Below are 15,352 nucleotides of genomic sequence, written 5' to 3' on the forward strand. Positions count from 1 at the left end.
CGAGCTGCATCATCATCGCGGCGTCGGCCGGGGTGGCGATGCCGCCGGCGGTGAACAGCACCACCGGGAGCTTGCCGGTGGAGGCAACTTCCTTGACCAGTTCGTACGGGGCCTGGAGTTCCTTGGCGGCGACGTAGAGCTCGTCCTCGGGCAGGGAGGCCAGTTTCAGGATTTCGGCCCGGATCTGGCGCATGTGGGTGGTGGCGTTCGAGACGTCGCCGGTGCCGGCCTCACCCTTGGAGCGGATCATGGCCGCGCCCTCGTTGATGCGGCGCAGCGCTTCGCCGAGGTTGGTGGCACCGCAGACGAACGGAACCGTGAAGTTCCACTTGTCGATGTGGTTGGTGTAGTCGGCCGGGGTCAGGACCTCGGACTCGTCGATGTAGTCTACGCCGAGGGACTGCAGGACCTGCGCCTCGACGAAGTGGCCGATCCGGGCCTTCGCCATGACCGGCACGGAGACGGCGTCGATGATCTTGTCGATCATGTCCGGGTCGCTCATCCGGGACACGCCGCCCTGGGCGCGGATGTCGGCGGGAACGCGTTCCAGCGCCATCACGGCCACGGCACCGGCATCCTCGGCGATGCGGGCCTGCTCGACGTTGACGACGTCCATGATGACGCCGCCCTTGAGCATCTCCGCCATGCCGCGCTTGACGCGGCTGCTGCCCGTTACGTTCTTGGCGGACGCGCCGGCTTCGCTGCTTACATCAGGTGTAGACACAAAAACCCCTATGGGTAGATAGATGACCTCACCGGGGCGCGGACGGCACGCAGCTGACAATCTCGCATGCAGCGGCCCGCACACACCGGATTACCGGGAACCATTGGCCGGTAAAGCTAATACTAGTCCCCCGCTGCGGCCCGGTTGAATTCCGGTTACACCGCTCAGGCAGCCGGCTCGGCGGGACTGCCCGCGGTCTCTTCCAGGGACTGGCGGTGCACTGAGGCGATGCGCTGCACGACCGTCACGAAGCTGGCCAGCGCGAGCAGGCAGAGGGTCGCGAACAGCACCACGGTCGGCAGTCCGAGCCCGGTGAAGCCGGTGACCACCAGGACGGACACCAGCCGTTCGGCACGCTCGGCGATGCCTACGTTCGCGTGGTAACCGAGCGCCTCGGCCTTGGCCCGCGCGTAGGACACCACCATGCCCAGGACCAGGCAGACGACGGCGGCGATTGCAATGGGGGTATCGGCGCCGCCGGTGAAGAACCAGATGGCGACGCCGGCGAACAGGGCGCCGTCGGCGACCCGGTCCAGGGTGGAGTCCAGGAAGTTGCCCCAGCGCCCGCCGCGTTCCTGCATCCGGGCCATGATGCCGTCGATGACGTCGGAGAAGATGAACGCGGTGATGAACAGCGTTCCCCACCAGAGCTGGCCCAGGGGGTAGAACACGAGGGCGCCGACCACCACGCCGGCGGTACCGATGATGGTGACGGCGTCGGGCGAGACACCCACCCGCAGCAGCCAGCGGGCCAGCGGCGAAAACAAGGCGGTGAAGAAACCGCGGGCGTGCTTATTCAGCATCCGCTGCCCCGGACGCCATGGTCCCCGTGGTGTCGGCCGCGCCGCCGCCCTGGCCGTTGCCCTGGCCTTCGCCCTGGGGCCACGCCTCGGCGACCTGCTGGCGGACCTCGCCGAGGGTCTGGGTGATCGCCTTGGTCTGCGCGATGATCGGGAAGAAGTTCCCGTCCCCGCCCCAGCGCGGCACCACATGCTGGTGCAGGTGGCCCGCGATGCCGGCCCCGCCGGTGACGCCCTGGTTCATGCCCAAGTTGAAGCCGGTGGGGTTGGCGACCTTGCGCAGCACCCGCATGGCCGTCTGGGTCAGCTCGGCGAACTCCGCGGTCTCCTCGACGGTCAGGTCCGTGTAGTCCGGGATGTGCCGGTAGGGGCAGACCAGGAGGTGGCCCGGGTTGTAAGGGAAGAGGTTGAGCACGACGTAGCAGAACCGCCCGCGGTAGACGATCAGCGAATCGTCGTCCTCCCGTTCGGGCGCGACGCAGAACGGGCAGTCATCCGGGTTCTTGAACTGGTGCTGGCCGCCCTTGATGTACGCCATGCGGTGCGGAGTCCACAGGCGCTGGAAGGCGTCCGGCACCCCGGCCAGGCCAAAGTCGTCGGTTACGCCGTCATCGCCCGGGTATCCCGGGACAGCGCCTGTGGTCTCCTGCACGTGCTGCTCCCCTAGCTGGCCCGGTTGCGGACGGCGTCGACGATCCGCCGGACAGCCTCGGCAACGGGCACGCCGTTGTCCTGGCTGCCGTCACGGAAGCGGAAGGACACGGCGCCGGCCTCGGCGTCGTCCCCGCCGGCGATCAGCACGAACGGGATCTTGTCCTTGCTGGCGGTGCGGATCTTCTTCGGGAAGCGGTCCGAGGAGATATCCACCTCCGCGCGGATCCCGGCGGCCTTGAGCTGGTCGACGACGTCGAACATGTAGTCGTTGAACGCCTCGGCCACGGGGATGCCGACCACCTGGACCGGGGCGAGCCAGGCCGGGAAGGCCCCGGCGTAGTGCTCGGTCAGGACGCCCATGAAGCGTTCGATCGAGCCGAAGAGCGCACGGTGGATCATGACCGGGCGCTGGCGGGTGCCGTCCGCGGCCTGGAACTCAAGCTCGAAGCGTTCCGGCAGGTTGAAGTCCAGCTGGATCGTGGACATCTGCCAGGTCCGGCCGATGGCGTCGCGGGCCTGGACCGAGATCTTGGGGCCGTAGAACGCGGCTCCACCCGGGTCCGGGACCAGCTCCAGGCCGGATTCCTGGGCAACCTCGGCGAGGGTCTGGGTGGCTTCCTCCCAGACCTCGTCCGAACCCACAAACTTCTCCGGGTCCTTGGTGGACAGTTCCAGGTAGAAGTCCTCCAGCCCGTAGTCCTTGAGGAGTCCGAGGACGAAGTTGAGGGTCTTGGTCAGCTCGTCCTTCATCTGCTCGCGGGTGCAGTAGATGTGGGCGTCGTCCTGGGTCATGCCCCGGACGCGGGTGAGGCCGTGCACCACGCCGGACTTCTCGTAGCGGTACACCGAGCCGAATTCGAAGAGACGCAGCGGCAGTTCCCGGTAGGAGCGCCCGCGGGAGCGGAAGATCAGGTTGTGCATCGGGCAGTTCATCGGCTTCAGGTAGTAGTCCTGGCCGGGCTTGCGCACGGTGCCGTCCTCGTTCAACTCCGCGTCGATGTGCATCGGCGGGAACATGCCGTCGCGGTACCAGTCCAGGTGGCCGGAGACCTCGTAGAGGTGGCCCTTGGTGATGTGGGGGGTGTAGACGAATTCGTAGCCCGCGTCAACGTGGCGCTGGCGGGAGTAGTCCTCCATGGCCTTGCGGATGATGCCGCCCTTGGGGTGGAACACCGGCAGGCCGGAGCCCAGCTCGTCCGGGAAGGAGAAGAGGTCCAGCTCGGCCCCGAGCTTGCGGTGGTCCCGGCGCTCGGCCTCGGCGATCCGCTCCTGGTAGGCCTTGAGGGCTTCCTTGGTGGGCCAGGCGGTGCCGTAGATGCGCTGCAACTGCTTGTTCTTCTCGCTGCCGCGCCAGTAGGCCGCGGAGGAGCGGGTCAGGGCGAAGGCGTTGGAGATCAGCTTGGTGTTGGGCAGGTGCGGACCGCGGCACAGGTCGCACCAGAGGACGGTGCCTTCCTTGCGCTCCACGTTGTCGTAGATGCTCAGCTCGCCGCCGCCCACCTCAACGCTGGAGCCGTCCGCGTCGGAACCGGCGCCCTTGAGCCCGATCAGTTCCAGCTTGTACGGCTCGTCCTTCATGGCCTGGCGCGCCTCGTCCTCGGAGACCACCCGGCGGACGAACTTCTGGTTCTGGTTGATGATCTTTTGCATCATCTTTTCCAGCTGGCGCAGGTCTTCCGGGGTGAACGGCTCCTCGACGTCGAAGTCGAAGTAGAAACCGTCGGTGATGTACGGGCCGATGCCGAGCTTGGCGTCGGGGCGCAGCTGCTGCACGGCCTGGGCCATCACGTGGGCGGTGGAGTGGCGCAGCACGTTCAGGCCGTCCGGGGAGTCGATGGTGACGCCTTCAATCGTGGCGCCCTCGGGCAGCGGCTGGTCCAAGTCTTTCAGCTCGCCGTTGACGCGGGCCACCACGACGTCGCGGCGCTCAAAAAAGAGTTCCGCGCCGGTGGTCCCGGTAGTCACCTTGGTCTCTTCGCCGTCGACGAGAAGGGTGATCTGCTGGGCATCTGACACGGGTGTCTCCTATTCAAAGTTAAGGCTTCGTAGCTTGTGGCGTACGGGGACCACAGCCAGCCTCATCCATGCTATCGGGTTCCGGAGAGGCCAACCAACGCACCCCGCCGCCGTGCAGCCGCCCCATTGCTGCCGTTTAGCCACCGTTTTGTCGCCGTTTTGCCGGCGTTCAGCCGGAGAATCCGGTGATGGCCAGGGTCCGGCGGATCCCGTCCAGCGGACCCGGGACCGGAAGCTCCGGCCCGGCCGGGGCGGGGGCTGCAGCTTCGCCGGCGGCCGCCCCGGCAGCAGCCGCCGTACCGGCGGTGGGGGCGGGGAAGGGCAGCGTCCCGGTGCGGCTGAGGTCCCAGGCCATCGAGGCGCTGATGCTGATGCCCCGCGGCCCGGTCCGCCGGGTGGTCCCGCGGATCAGCAGCAGCCGGGTACCGAACAGCAGCGGCCCGGATTGTTCCTGGGCCTCATGGAAGAAGACCGAGTCCACGCAGCCGGTGCCGTCATCGATGCTGATGAACACCACCCGGCGGCCGCCGCGCATCGGCGGTGTCTGGGTAGCCACCCGCACCCCGGCGACCAGCACTTCGGTGCCGTTGCGCAGTCCTAGCAGCTTGTCCGCCGTCGTGACGCCCAGCCGCTCCAGCAGGGGCCGGTGGCTGGCCATCAGGTGCCCGCTGACATCCAGGGCCATCAGGTCCAGTTCAGCGCGGACGGTTTCCACCAGGGTGGGGGCCGGCAGCCCGCCCTTGAGGTTTTTGAGCTCGACGTCGCCTAGCGGCAAGGCCAGCTGTCCCTCGATGACCTCGGCACCCTTGCGCTGCGGCCTGGCCTGCAACTGCTGCAGGTGCTGGACCAGGTCGGCCCGGTTGGCGGTCCCTCCGGAGGCACGATGCAGCGAATCGAAAGCGCCCAACTGGGCCAGCCGCTGGATGCTCGGCTTGCTGAGCCGGGCGCGGGCCCGCAGGTCCGCGAGCGAGTCGTAGGGCTGGCCGGCGACGATCCGCTTCAGCTCGGCGCCGGAGAGCCCGAAGATCCCGTTGATGCTCAGCCGGATGCCCAGCTTGCCCCGGTCCGGGCCGGTCTCCACGCGTTCCACCCGGTACTCGGCCTGGCTGCGGTTGATGTCCAGCGGCAGGATGGGGATCCCCAGCCGCCGGGCCTCGGCCACCAGCAGCCGCTTGGGGTACATGCCGGGGTCGTGCTCCCAGAGGCCGGCCAGGAACGCTTCGGGGTGGTGGGTCTTGAGCCAGGCCGACTGGTACGTGGGCACAGCGAAGGCGGCGCCGTGGGCCTTGCAGAAGCCGAAGCTGCCGAAGGCCTTCAGGGTTCCCCAGACCTTGTCCACCACCCCGGGCGTGTAGTTCCGGGCCTTGGCCTCGCGGCGGAAGAATTCCTCCACCTTGCCTTCCAGTACCTCGTTGCCGAGGGCACGCCGGAATTCGTCGGCCCGGGCCAGCCCGCAACCGGTCATCACGTCGAAGGTCTTGAGGATCTGCTCGTGGAAGACGGTGACGCCGTGGGTCTCCTGGAGTACCGGTTTGAGGTCCGGGTGCGGGTAGACCTCCGGCGCGAAGCCGTGCCGGTGTTCCAGGAAGGGCCGGACCATGTCCGACTTCATCGGCCCGGGCCGGAACAGCGAGATGTCGATGATGAGGTCGTTGAATTCCCGGGGCGCCAGCTTGCCGATCAGTTCCCGCTGGCCCGGGGACTCGATCTGGAAGCAGCCCAGGGTGTGGGTGCTGCGGATCAGCTCATAGGTGGGTTCGTCGTCGAGCGGGACGGCATTAAGGTCGATCGACCCGTCCGCGGCGATGTAGTCCGGTCCGGAGCCGTCCGGACCTCCAGGATGCCGGCCGGCCGCCACCACCTCGGCCTTGGACGGATGCAGCCGGATCACCTCGCGGACGGCGAAGGCCATGGCGCTTTGCATGCGCACGCCCAGGACGTCGAGTTTGAGCATGCCCATCGGATCCATGTCGTGCTTGTCGAACTGGCTCATCGGCAGGCCCAGGCCGCTGGGCTGCACGGGGGTGCGGTCCAGCAGGGTCGCGTCGCCCAGGATGACCCCGCAGGGGTGCATCGAGATGTGGCGCGGCAGCCGGTCCAGCCGTTCGGTCAGGTCCACCAGCAGGTCCAGCTGCTGGTTTTCGGTGAAGTCCCGCTGCTCCACCCGGCCGGCGAACTCCTTCAACTCGGGTTTCTCCACCAGGGCCTCGCGGAAGTTCCGGGCTGAAAATCGCCACAGCTGCTTGGCGATCTCGTCGATGTCGCCGCCGTCCATGCCCAGGGCCAGGCCGGCGTCGCGGACCGCGCCGCGGGCCCGGTAGCCGTTCTGCATGCTCATCAGGGTGACGCGTTCGGAGCCGAAGCGCTCAAAGATCTTCCGGTAGACGTTGTGCCGTTCGGCGCTTTCGACGTCAATGTCGATGTCCGGCAGGGTGGCCCGGTCCCGGGAGAGGAAGCGTTCGAAGATCAGGTCGTGCTGCAAGGGGTTGACCTGGCTGACATCAATCAGGTAATTGACCAGGCTGGAGGCGCCCGAGCCGCGGGCGGCCGCCCGGACCCCCATGTCCAGGATCATCCGGGACACCTCGGCGACGGTGAGGAAATAGGAGGCGAAACCCAGGCTGTCGATGATCCGCAGTTCGTGCTCCAGCCGGGCGCGCAGTTCTTCGGCGGGCTTCCCGCTGATCCCGGGGAAGCGCCGGTTGATGCCGGCCTCGCAGCGCTGCGTGAGCTCCACCAGCGGGTCCCCCGCGATCCCGATCACCGCGGCTTCCGGCACCACCGGCTGCTTCCAGCCCATGTCCGCGGCCGGGTCCATCCGGCAGCGGTCCGCGAGCGCCTCGGTGTGTGCCAGCAGGCTTTTGAGGTCCGCGGCGCCGTAGCCGGCGGCGTGCATGATTTCCTGGCCTAGCCGCTGCATCTGCGCGGCGGATTTCAGCCAGCCCTGCCCGTTGGGTTGCAGCAGCGGTGCGGCGGAGAGCTCCGGCAGGGATTTCAGCGTCCGGGCAGAGTCCAGCACATCCGCCGTCGCGGCCCCGTCCTCGGCGCAATACCGCACGGCGTTGCTCAGCACTGCGGGGACTGCGTGTTCGGCGGCAAGTTTGAGCATCCGCACCGCGTGGGCCGTGCTCAGCGGTTCGCCGGGCGGGCTGAGCTGGGAGACGACCTCGGCGGCCAGGGTCCCGGCCGGCATGGCGTCCAGCCAGCGTTTGAAGAGCGTGCGGGGGCGGAGGTAACGCCGGCCGCCCATGGACCGGCCGACGTCGGAGTCCGGGCCGATCAGCACGGTCAGGACCGGTTCCAGGGTCTGGGGATCGAGGGCGCGGGAGGCCAGTTCCGCCCTGGTCACGGCAACTGGCACCGTTCCGCCAGCCTTGCCCGTGGTGCGGGCGTGGGCGTCGGAGACCAGCCGGCAGAGCGCCCGGTAGCCGGCGCCGCGGTTCTGCCCGTGAGCCAGCACCACGACGCGCCCGCCGAGCTGGGTGCGGTGGTCGCCGTCGTCGTCAAAGACCGCCAGGTCCACCCCCACGACCGGGTCCAGCCCGGCCGCCATGCAGGCCAACAGGTGCTTGACCGTGCCGTAAAGCCCGTCGCGGTCCGTGCAGGCGAGCGCCGTGGCCCCGTCCGCGGCGGCGGCAGCGGCCAGTTCCTCCGGCCAGGACACCCCGTAGTGGGCGCTGAACGCGGTGGATACGTGCAGATGGGTAAAGCTCATGCCGATTCAGGCTTCCGGAGGGGGTGCAGGGCGTCATGGATCCGCAACAGCCGCCAGCGGCCGCTGACCAGATGCCGGCTCAGGTCAAGGGTGAGTGTCCGCTCAGGGTTGCGTTCGTCCCGGACCTGGACCCGCCAGATCTCGTGGTCCACCAGCCCGGCGCCGCCGCCCAGCGGCGCCCGCTGTTCCTCGGCCCACCACTGGCGCCGTTCAAACCAGCGGAGCGGTTCTGCGCAGACGTCATAGTGCCGCCCGGCCCAGTCCAGGGACTGCGGCTGGCCTTCCGGGGCGCAGGCGACGTCCACCGACTCGCTGAACATCCCCATGCTGCCTCCCGTACGCGCTGATCCGAACCAAGGACCTTGTGCTTCTTGAAGGAAGGTTCCTGGCGGATATTCGAATATATCTTCGAACAATTCAAGTCTACGCCGGGCCCGGGACAAAACCTAGATGGGGGTGGACGGACGCAGGCACAGGTAGCAGGATTGAGCTATGAGCTCCCACAGCGCACTCCTGAAGCACGTAAGCATCGCCGCCAAGGATTCAACCTTGGTGGCGAAGTTCGATATAGACGGGAATATTCCGAGTTCCGGTGCCTACGTGGTGGGCCTCGTGGCGGCCACTCCGGACCACTCGCACCAGCGCCGGATGGAAATCGAGTTCATGAACGGCGAGGCCGTGTCCTTTTTCTGCTTCAGCCATGACGGCACGGAGGAGAACTTTGACCTCAAGGGTGTGGAGCACTCCGGCAACACCATCACCGGGAACTTTCCACTCAGCACTGTAATGGGGTTGACCAAGGGCCATCTGATGACGGCATACAGCGACTGCGAGGGCCGGGACTACCAGGCCAATGTGCCGGTCGAAGAGTCGCTCTAGCGGATTAGCTGTGAAGCCCAGCCCTAGCTGGTGGCCTTGTACACATCCAACTCGAGCCTGATGAACGCGTCGATCATGGCCTTGTAGGTCTGTTCGACGATGTCGGTGTCGATGTCCTTCTGCTCCGCCGTCGCCTTGACGTGCTCCAGGACCCGCTCCACACGGCCGGGAGCGCGGACCTCGGCGCTGTCCGCCTTGAGCGTTCCGGCGATGCGGATCAGCCGTTCACGGCGGCCGATCAGCGCGACAATCTGCTCATCCACCTCGTCGACGGCCACCCGCACGGCGGCGAGCTGTTCCTTGTCGGCCTGGGCGTCTTTGGCGTCACGGTGATGTGTGGACATGTCCATGACAGTATCGAAAGATGCAACCACGAGTCGACTTCATCTCCTTGGGTGTCCGCAGTGTTGACGCCTCGCGCCGCTTCTACGTTCAGGGCCTCGGCTGGCCGGTCCACCGCGAGGTTCCCGGCGAGGTCATCTTCCTGCAGGCCAACCACGGCCTCATCCTCTCGCTCTGGGACGCCGGGCAGATGCAGGCCGAGGCGGCCAGTGACGCCCCCGCCGGCGTTCCCTGCATTACGCTCAGCCACAACGTGGGCAGCGCCGACGCGGTGGACGCGATCATGGGGCAGGCGGAGGCCGCCGGGGCCGCCGTCGTGGCCGCGCCCAAGACCCAACCCTGGGGCGGGTACACCGGCTACTTCGCCGATCCGGACGGTTTCCGCTGGGAGGTCGCCTTCAACCCCACCTGGACGGTCGACGCCGGCGGCAAGGTCACGGTCTAAGCAGACGCTTTCCCTCGGGTCACGCTCCGCGCGCTTCCCCTAGAAGAGGCTGCCGACCGGTTCGATCAGCTCCGGGGAATCGTTCCTGACATTCCCGACGGCGGTACCGACGGCGTCGATCCGCCAGCCCTCGGCGACGTCGTGCGCGCCTGCCCGGACCAGCCCCACGAGGGCGGCAGCGTCGTCGGCCTGCGGGTCCAGCCAGGTCTCCATGGTCCTGCGGTCCATCGGGAGCGGGACGCGGTCGTGCAGGGCCGTCAGTTCCGCCAGCATGCCGTCCGCGTAGCCCTCCGGCGGCGAGTCGGTGGTGAGGATCGACGTCGAGAGCAGCCAGCGCTCCGGGTCCCCCTCGGCCTTGGACGGGTCCTTCCACCATTCGTAGAGCCCCGCAAAGACCACCGGGCTGCCGTCCTTCGGGTGCACGTAGTACGGCTGCTTGCCGCGGCCCTCGCCCTTCCATTCGTAGTAGCCGTCCGCCGGCACGGCGCAGCGCCGGGCGCGGGTAGCCTTGCGGAAGGCCGGCTTCTCCAGCACGCTCTCGCTGCGCGCGTTGATCATTTTCGAGCCGATGCCGGGGTCCTTGGCCCAGGATGGCACCAGTCCCCAGCGGGCAATGTGAAGCTGCCGCACGGGCTCGCCATCCACCAGCCGCTCCAGCAGGATCGGCACGTCGGCGGTCGGCGCGACGTTCCAAGAGGGCGGAATCACGATCTCTTCTTCCAGTTCGGCATCGAACTCGGCCAGCAGGTCCCCGACGGCCCGGGCCATCACGTAGCGTCCACACATGGCACCAGCATGCCACCGGAGGCCGTCCAACCGGAATAGCGCCAGGAGGCAGCGGCAGGGAATAGCGCCGATGAGCAGGGCCATTAAACAGCCCCGCGCCCCGGGACCCTGCGGGAATAGCGGGCTTCGGGTTACGGTTATTGAGAGTGACGTACGACTTATATCGGCAACCGGCGCTGCCACCCCTCACCGTCAACCAGCGCCGTCAACCAGCTTTGAGGAGACCTTCGTGGATTTCACCCCCGATTCCGGCACCATCACCATGTTCTCGACCACCTGGTGCGGCTACTGCAACCGGCTGAAGAAGCAGCTGGACGCCCAGGGCATCGGCTACACCGAGATCAACATCGAGGAAGTCGAAGGCACCGCCGAACTCGTGGAGCAGCTCAACGGAGGCAACCGCACGGTCCCCACCGTGCTCTTCCCGGACGGCACCGCCGCCACCAATCCTTCCGCGGCCGAGGTCAAGAGCCGCCTCGCGGCCTAAGCCACCTTTTCAGGACACCCCCACACCACTTGCGGCGCGGACTCCCGGCTAACCCCAGGAGCCCGCGCCGTGCCGCTTCCGCCAGGCAGCGGTGATGAAAGGAGCCGCCCCCATGGTCCACGAAGTCAAAGGCGCAGTAGTCCGTTCCAAGGACGCACCCGTCACCCTGGAAACCATCCTGGTCCCGGACCCCGGACCCGGCGAGGCCCTGGTGGATATCCTCACCTGCGGCGTCTGCCACACCGACCTGCACTACAAGCAGGGCGCCATCAACGACGACTTCCCGTTCCTGCTGGGCCACGAGGCCACCGGCGTGGTCAGCGCCGTCGGCCCCGACGTCACCGAGGTGGCCCCCGGGGACCGGGTGGTGCTGAACTGGCGCGCCGTCTGCGGCGAGTGCCGGGCCTGCCGCCGCGGCGAGCCGCAGTACTGCTTCAACACGCACAACGCCACGCAGAAGATGACGCTGGCGGACGGCACCGAACTCACCGCCGCGCTCGGCATCGGCGCGTTCGCCGAAAAGACCCTCGTCGCCGCCGGCCAGTGCACCAAAGTCGACCCCGACGCCGACCCTGCCGCAATCGGCCTGCTCGGCTGCGGCGTTATGGCGGGACTTGGCGCCGCGATCAATACCGGTGACGTCCAGCGTGGCGATTCCGTCGCCGTGATCGGCTGCGGCGGCGTGGGTGTTGCGGCCGTGGCTGGTGCGGCGCTCGCCGGCGCCACCACCGTGATCGCGGTGGACATCGACGCGAAGAAGCTCGAACGCGCCAAGGAACTCGGCGCCACGCACACGGTGGACTCCTCCGCCGTCGACCCGGTGGAAGCGATCCGCGAGCTGACCGGCGGCTTCGGCGCCGACGTCGTGATCGACGCCGTGGGCCGGCCGGAGACGTACAAGCAGGCGTTCTACGCCCGTGACCTTGCCGGCACCGTGGTCCTGGTGGGCGTCCCCAGCCCGGAGATGACCCTGGAACTGCCGCTGCTGGACGTGTTTGGCCGCGGCGGCTCGCTGAAGTCCTCCTGGTACGGCGATTGCCTGCCGTCCCGCGACTTCCCCATGCTGATCGACCTCTACCGGCAGGGCCGGCTGGACTTGGACGCCTTCGTCACGGAACGGATCACGATCGACCAGATCGAGGAAGCGTTCGGGAAGATGCACTCCGGCGCCGTGCTCCGCTCGGTGGTCGAGCTGTGAGCGGCGGTTCCGGCACCGGCCTGCGGGTCGAGCAGCTGGTCACCTCGGGCACGTTCTCGCTCGACGGCGGCACTTGGGACGTGGACAACAACGTCTGGATCGTCGGCAATGACTCCGAATGCGTGGTGATCGATCCGGCCCACGACGCCGCCGCCATCGCGGCCGCCGTCGCCGGCCGGAAAGTCACCGCCATCCTGCTCACCCACGGCCATGACGACCACATTGCCGCGGTGGGCGAATTCCGCGGCCTGGTCAACGCCCCGGTCTACCTGAACCGGGAGGACTGGATGCTGTGGGAGCGCGTCTTCCCGGGCACCGAGCCGGACCACGACATCGCCGACGGCGATACGTTCGACGTCGCCGGCGGGCGGCTGGTGGCCCTCCACACGCCGGGCCACTCCCCCGGCTCCGTCAGCTTCCAGCTGGAGAGTGAAGGCACCGTCTTCACCGGCGACACGCTGTTCCAGGGCGGCCCGGGCGCCACCGGCCGGTCCTTCAGCGACTTCCCGACCATCATCGAATCCATCAAGTCCCGGCTGCTGACGCTGCCCGCAGACACGGTGGTGCGCACCGGCCACGGTGATTCGACGACGATCGGCGCCGAGGCGCCGCAGCTGCAGGAATGGATCACTCGGGGACACTAACCCCCGGGGCCGCCCGGCCATCCCTGCCCCTTGTTGCTGGCCCCGTCCGGAGTTGCGGACGGGGCCAGCCGTCGGCGGGGCCGGCCTGCCCGGCGCGAAACGGCAGGCTTCCGGCTCCCCCGTATTAGGCTGTGGGCCCATGAGCGCTTTCCCCAGCATGAATCCCGGCATCTTCGCGGCAGACCTGAAGGCGCAGTTCGAGGCCTTCCTCGACGAGCACCGGGCCGCCCTGCACGGCTGCCTTGACGGGCTGAGCGAGCAGGAGGCCCGGGCCTCGCTGGTCCCCTCGCGCACGACGCTGCTGGGACTGGTCAAACACGCCACGTTCGTGGAAAAAGTCTGGTTCGACGAAGCCGTCACGCGCCGGAGCCGGCAGGAGATCGGCATACCGGCGACCCCGGACGAGTCCTTCGTCCTGGACTACGGGGACACCATCGCAAGCGTCCAGGCCGCGTACCGGCAGGCCTGCGCGGAGTCACGCGGCCGGACCGCGTTGCTGGGAGTGGACGACCTGGTCACCGGCAACCGCCGCGGACCGCTGCCACTGAGATGGGTCTACCTGCACATGCTGCGGGAACTCGCCCAGCACTGCGGGCACGCCGACATCCTGCGCGAGCAGATCTTCGCTGCGCGTGCCGCCGGCTGACTCCCCGGCTAGGCCTGCAGGGCTGCGAAGTCGCCCTCGCTGAGAGAGGCGTACCGGCCGTAGGCGCCCAGCACGGCCGCTTCGACAGCCGCTACATCCATGCCCGGCACCAGGTCATCGGCGGCCCCCGCCGTCGCCGGGTCCCACTCCAGGCCCAGGGCCGCGTAGCTGGCCTTGAGCACGGCCCTGATCGGCGCGGAGTTCTCCACGATGATCACCGAACTGAACAGCCAGCCGCCAGAGACCACGCGCTGGGCGGTGCCGATGAGTTTGATCCGATGCTGCGGTACCCGCGGATCCTGCCCGTGAACGCTGAACTCCCCCGGGCAGTACTCGCCGGGGATCTCCCCGACGGCCGCGTCCACGCCGGCGTCGCGCAGTGCCTGCGCCAGCAGCTCGCCGAAGAAGGAGAACCGTCCCTTCGCGCCCGCGATGGCGTCCGCGTGCGGCTCCAGATGGTCGATCACCAGGGTCCCCTCGTGGTACGCCGCGGCCCGGCCGCCGGCCTTCCGGACCAGCGGCTCGAAACCCAGCTCCCGGCAGGCCTGCGCCGCGGCGTCGAAACCGGGCAGGTGCGTGTCGCGCTGGCCGAACGCCACGGTCGGCGCGGGCCGGTAGAGCCGCAGCATGGGCCCCAACGCTCCGGTCTTCACCCGCTGCAGCAGCGCCAGGGCGAGGTCCAGGTCCGCCGCGGCGCCGAGCGAGTGCTCCTGCCGGAACACCGTCAAGGTCCGGGGTCCGGCCGCGGCCTGCTGCATGTTGTTATGCTCCCTTATGCTCATTCTGCAATTCCTGGTGGTAGCCGCTGCTTTCGCCGCCATCGACGCCGTCTGGCTCAAGTCGATGAACAAGTTCTACCGCCGGCACCTGGGCCACCTGATGGCGGACAAGCCCCATCTAGGGTACGCCGTGGTGTTCTACGTGCTGTACATCGCCGGGATTGTCTTTTTCGCGCTCCGCCCTGCGCTCGACGGCGGCAGCTGGCTCACCGCGCTGGGCTACGGCGCCGCACTCGGCGGGTTCGCGTACGCCACTTACGACCTCACCAACGCCGCCACGCTGAAGAACTGGCCGCTGGCGATCGTCGTGGCGGACATCGCGTGGGGCGCGTTCCTGACCGGCCTGGCCACGACCGTCGGCTGGCTCGTCTTCCACTGACCCGCCGGACCGTCCGGCCTCTGCGCCGACCGGCTATTAGCTCTTGCGCAGCGTCAGGATCTGCTCGGCCCGCCCAAAGGGACCCTGCAGGTCGTGCAGCACCGTGGAGGTCAGGCCGATGCCGTCCGTGCCGAACGAGACCTCGTTGTCCAGGCCCAGCCATTCCCCCTCCGGCCGCCGGTACATGTGGATCTGCAGGTCCAGGTTGGGGAAGGCGTAGCTGTCCTTGCCCGGCGGAACCCGCGCGGCAATCCCATTGGCCGTATCCACCAGGCCGATCAGCCGGGCCAGGTCGCCGCTGTCCGCCCGGTCCGTGAGCGGGTGGTCGGTGTGCAGCCAGACGGTGCCGGAGCCGGCGCGGTGGCCCTCGGCGATCCGCATGGTGAGCGACGCGATGTACCCGCCCGGCCAGACGGTGGCGGCGTCGTACGGCTCGCAGTCCTCCGGCGCGGGGATGCGGGGGTCTTCGAAGGCGGCCACGGCGGAGGTGTCGGAGGTGATCATCCGCCAGGCCGTCGCCCGGATCGCCACGCGGCCGCCGGCGACGAGTTCGGCCTGCAGCAGTTCGATGGTCCGTCCGGGGCGCAGCGTGGTGGTGATGACTTCGAACTCGCCGCCGGGGATAAGACCGAGGATCTCGTAGCTGATCCGCGCCATCCGCATGTCCTCCCGCGGCTCGTGCCGGGCCAGGCAGTCAGCCATGATGCCCGACGCCGGCGCCATATGCTGCTCGTGCGCGTTCCAGGCGCCCTGGGCGTGGATGGTGGAGCGGAACCGTCCCTCCCCCAGCACCTGGTAGTAGAAATCGCCTTCGGCCAGCACCGGTAGTTCAGCAGTCAACGTCGACCCTTTCGCCGC

The 15,352-nt window shown here is 68.3% G+C and carries 17 protein-coding genes; 7 read left to right on the forward strand and 10 right to left on the reverse strand.

All coding sequences use genetic code 11. The features are described 5' to 3' along the window. From pdxS to ABIN76_RS16240, 6 genes are all read right to left on the reverse strand, one after another. Positions 1 to 724: pyridoxal 5'-phosphate synthase lyase subunit PdxS (gene pdxS, locus ABIN76_RS16215; protein ID WP_346960706.1), on the reverse strand; the 724-nt coding region annotated here is incomplete at its 3' end. Positions 725 to 888: 164 nt separating this feature from the next. Beyond that, positions 889 to 1,527: a phosphatidylinositol phosphate synthase gene (pgsA, locus tag ABIN76_RS16220; RefSeq protein ID WP_346960707.1), complete on the reverse strand. Its 639-nt coding sequence runs from the start codon at positions 1,525 to 1,527 to the stop codon at positions 889 to 891. Further along, entirely contained in the window at positions 1,517 to 2,176 is a 660-nt protein-coding gene (locus ABIN76_RS16225; protein WP_346960708.1) for an HIT domain-containing protein, read from the reverse strand. The genes pgsA and ABIN76_RS16225 overlap by 11 nt, the downstream gene beginning before the upstream one ends. A gap of 11 nt (positions 2,177 to 2,187) precedes the next feature. Continuing rightward, positions 2,188 to 4,194 (reverse strand): threonine--tRNA ligase, encoded by a 2,007-nt coding sequence (gene thrS / locus ABIN76_RS16230; protein WP_346960709.1) that lies wholly within the window; start codon positions 4,192 to 4,194, stop codon positions 2,188 to 2,190. Between the two features lie 169 nt (positions 4,195 to 4,363). Then, positions 4,364 to 7,909 carry a DNA polymerase III subunit alpha gene (gene dnaE, locus ABIN76_RS16235; protein ID WP_346960710.1) on the reverse strand — a complete coding sequence of 1,182 codons (3,546 nt, stop codon included), beginning with the start codon at positions 7,907 to 7,909 and terminating at the stop codon, positions 4,364 to 4,366. Further along, the gene (locus ABIN76_RS16240) at positions 7,906 to 8,235 is read right to left on the reverse strand and encodes a DUF6504 family protein (RefSeq protein WP_346960711.1); all 330 of its coding nucleotides are present in this window, start codon (positions 8,233 to 8,235) and stop codon (positions 7,906 to 7,908) included. Before ABIN76_RS16240 ends, dnaE begins: the two co-directional genes overlap by 4 nt. Before the next feature lie 166 nt (positions 8,236 to 8,401). Between ABIN76_RS16240 and ABIN76_RS16245 the strand changes: the two genes are divergently transcribed. Beyond that, positions 8,402 to 8,788, forward strand: coding sequence for a hypothetical protein (locus ABIN76_RS16245; protein WP_346960712.1), 387 nt, complete (start codon positions 8,402 to 8,404; stop codon positions 8,786 to 8,788). Between the two features lie 23 nt (positions 8,789 to 8,811). On the opposite strand, the gene ABIN76_RS16250 is transcribed toward ABIN76_RS16245, so the two are convergent. Continuing rightward, positions 8,812 to 9,138, reverse strand: a complete 327-nt coding sequence (locus ABIN76_RS16250) for a chorismate mutase (protein ID WP_346960713.1) — start codon at positions 9,136 to 9,138, stop codon at positions 8,812 to 8,814. A 14-nt stretch (positions 9,139 to 9,152) separates the two neighbouring features. On the opposite strand from ABIN76_RS16250, the gene ABIN76_RS16255 reads away from it, so the two are divergent. After that, positions 9,153 to 9,575: a VOC family protein gene (locus tag ABIN76_RS16255; protein WP_346960714.1), complete on the forward strand. Its 423-nt coding sequence runs from the start codon at positions 9,153 to 9,155 to the stop codon at positions 9,573 to 9,575. 39 nt (positions 9,576 to 9,614) lie between these two features. Here the strand turns inward: ABIN76_RS16255 and ABIN76_RS16260 are convergent, their stop codons facing one another. Beyond that, a complete protein-coding gene (locus ABIN76_RS16260) occupies positions 9,615 to 10,361 on the reverse strand; it encodes an SOS response-associated peptidase (protein ID WP_346960715.1) in 747 nt (248 codons plus the stop codon). A gap of 229 nt (positions 10,362 to 10,590) precedes the next feature. Between ABIN76_RS16260 and ABIN76_RS16265 the strand changes: the two genes are divergently transcribed. From ABIN76_RS16265 to ABIN76_RS16280, 4 genes are all read left to right on the forward strand, one after another. Then, positions 10,591 to 10,848 (forward strand): mycoredoxin, encoded by a 258-nt coding sequence (locus ABIN76_RS16265; protein ID WP_056739948.1) that lies wholly within the window; start codon positions 10,591 to 10,593, stop codon positions 10,846 to 10,848. Positions 10,849 to 10,960: 112 nt separating this feature from the next. Further along, positions 10,961 to 12,046 carry an S-(hydroxymethyl)mycothiol dehydrogenase gene (locus ABIN76_RS16270; RefSeq protein ID WP_346960716.1) on the forward strand — a complete coding sequence of 362 codons (1,086 nt, stop codon included), beginning with the start codon at positions 10,961 to 10,963 and terminating at the stop codon, positions 12,044 to 12,046. After that, entirely contained in the window at positions 12,043 to 12,690 is a 648-nt protein-coding gene (locus ABIN76_RS16275) for an MBL fold metallo-hydrolase (protein WP_346960717.1), read from the forward strand. Before ABIN76_RS16270 ends, ABIN76_RS16275 begins: the two co-directional genes overlap by 4 nt. 139 nt (positions 12,691 to 12,829) lie before the next feature. Beyond that, entirely contained in the window at positions 12,830 to 13,336 is a 507-nt protein-coding gene (locus ABIN76_RS16280; RefSeq protein ID WP_346960718.1) for a DinB family protein, read from the forward strand. Between the two features lie 8 nt (positions 13,337 to 13,344). Here ABIN76_RS16280 and ABIN76_RS16285 read toward each other — a convergent pair whose 3' ends face one another. Further along, positions 13,345 to 14,094 carry a lipoyl protein ligase domain-containing protein gene (locus ABIN76_RS16285; RefSeq protein ID WP_346960741.1) on the reverse strand — a complete coding sequence of 250 codons (750 nt, stop codon included), beginning with the start codon at positions 14,092 to 14,094 and terminating at the stop codon, positions 13,345 to 13,347. A gap of 16 nt (positions 14,095 to 14,110) precedes the next feature. Between ABIN76_RS16285 and ABIN76_RS16290 the strand changes: the two genes are divergently transcribed. Further along, on the forward strand, positions 14,111 to 14,494 hold the full coding sequence (locus ABIN76_RS16290) for a DUF2177 family protein (protein WP_346960719.1): 384 nt from the start codon (positions 14,111 to 14,113) through the stop codon (positions 14,492 to 14,494). Between the two features lie 36 nt (positions 14,495 to 14,530). Here the strand turns inward: ABIN76_RS16290 and ABIN76_RS16295 are convergent, their stop codons facing one another. After that, complete coding sequence (locus tag ABIN76_RS16295; RefSeq protein ID WP_346960720.1) at positions 14,531 to 15,334, reverse strand: thioesterase family protein; 804 nt, start codon at positions 15,332 to 15,334, stop codon at positions 14,531 to 14,533. Between the last annotated feature and the right edge of the window lie 18 nt (positions 15,335 to 15,352).

The organism is uncultured Arthrobacter sp. (genome assembly GCF_964021775.1).
GTDB lineage: Bacteria > Actinomycetota > Actinomycetes > Actinomycetales > Micrococcaceae > Arthrobacter.

Excerpts from the sequence above, each read along its gene's own strand:
- ABIN76_RS16245 (WP_346960712.1), top strand. The coding sequence starts at position 8,402 with ATGAGCTCCCACAGCGCACTCCTGAAGCACGTAAGCATCGCCGCCAAG.
- ABIN76_RS16260 (WP_346960715.1), bottom strand. The coding sequence starts at position 10,361 with ATGTGTGGACGCTACGTGATGGCCCGGGCCGTCGGGGACCTGCTGGCC.
- ABIN76_RS16280 (WP_346960718.1), top strand. The coding sequence starts at position 12,830 with ATGAGCGCTTTCCCCAGCATGAATCCCGGCATCTTCGCGGCAGACCTG.
- ABIN76_RS16270 (WP_346960716.1), top strand. The coding sequence starts at position 10,961 with ATGGTCCACGAAGTCAAAGGCGCAGTAGTCCGTTCCAAGGACGCACCC.
- ABIN76_RS16255 (WP_346960714.1), top strand. The coding sequence starts at position 9,153 with ATGCAACCACGAGTCGACTTCATCTCCTTGGGTGTCCGCAGTGTTGAC.
- ABIN76_RS16290 (WP_346960719.1), top strand. The coding sequence starts at position 14,111 with ATGCTCATTCTGCAATTCCTGGTGGTAGCCGCTGCTTTCGCCGCCATC.
- ABIN76_RS16285 (WP_346960741.1), bottom strand. The coding sequence starts at position 14,094 with ATGCAGCAGGCCGCGGCCGGACCCCGGACCTTGACGGTGTTCCGGCAG.
- dnaE (WP_346960710.1), bottom strand. The coding sequence starts at position 7,909 with ATGAGCTTTACCCATCTGCACGTATCCACCGCGTTCAGCGCCCACTAC.
- pgsA (WP_346960707.1), bottom strand. The coding sequence starts at position 1,527 with ATGCTGAATAAGCACGCCCGCGGTTTCTTCACCGCCTTGTTTTCGCCG.
- ABIN76_RS16250 (WP_346960713.1), bottom strand. The coding sequence starts at position 9,138 with ATGGACATGTCCACACATCACCGTGACGCCAAAGACGCCCAGGCCGAC.
- ABIN76_RS16240 (WP_346960711.1), bottom strand. The coding sequence starts at position 8,235 with ATGGGGATGTTCAGCGAGTCGGTGGACGTCGCCTGCGCCCCGGAAGGC.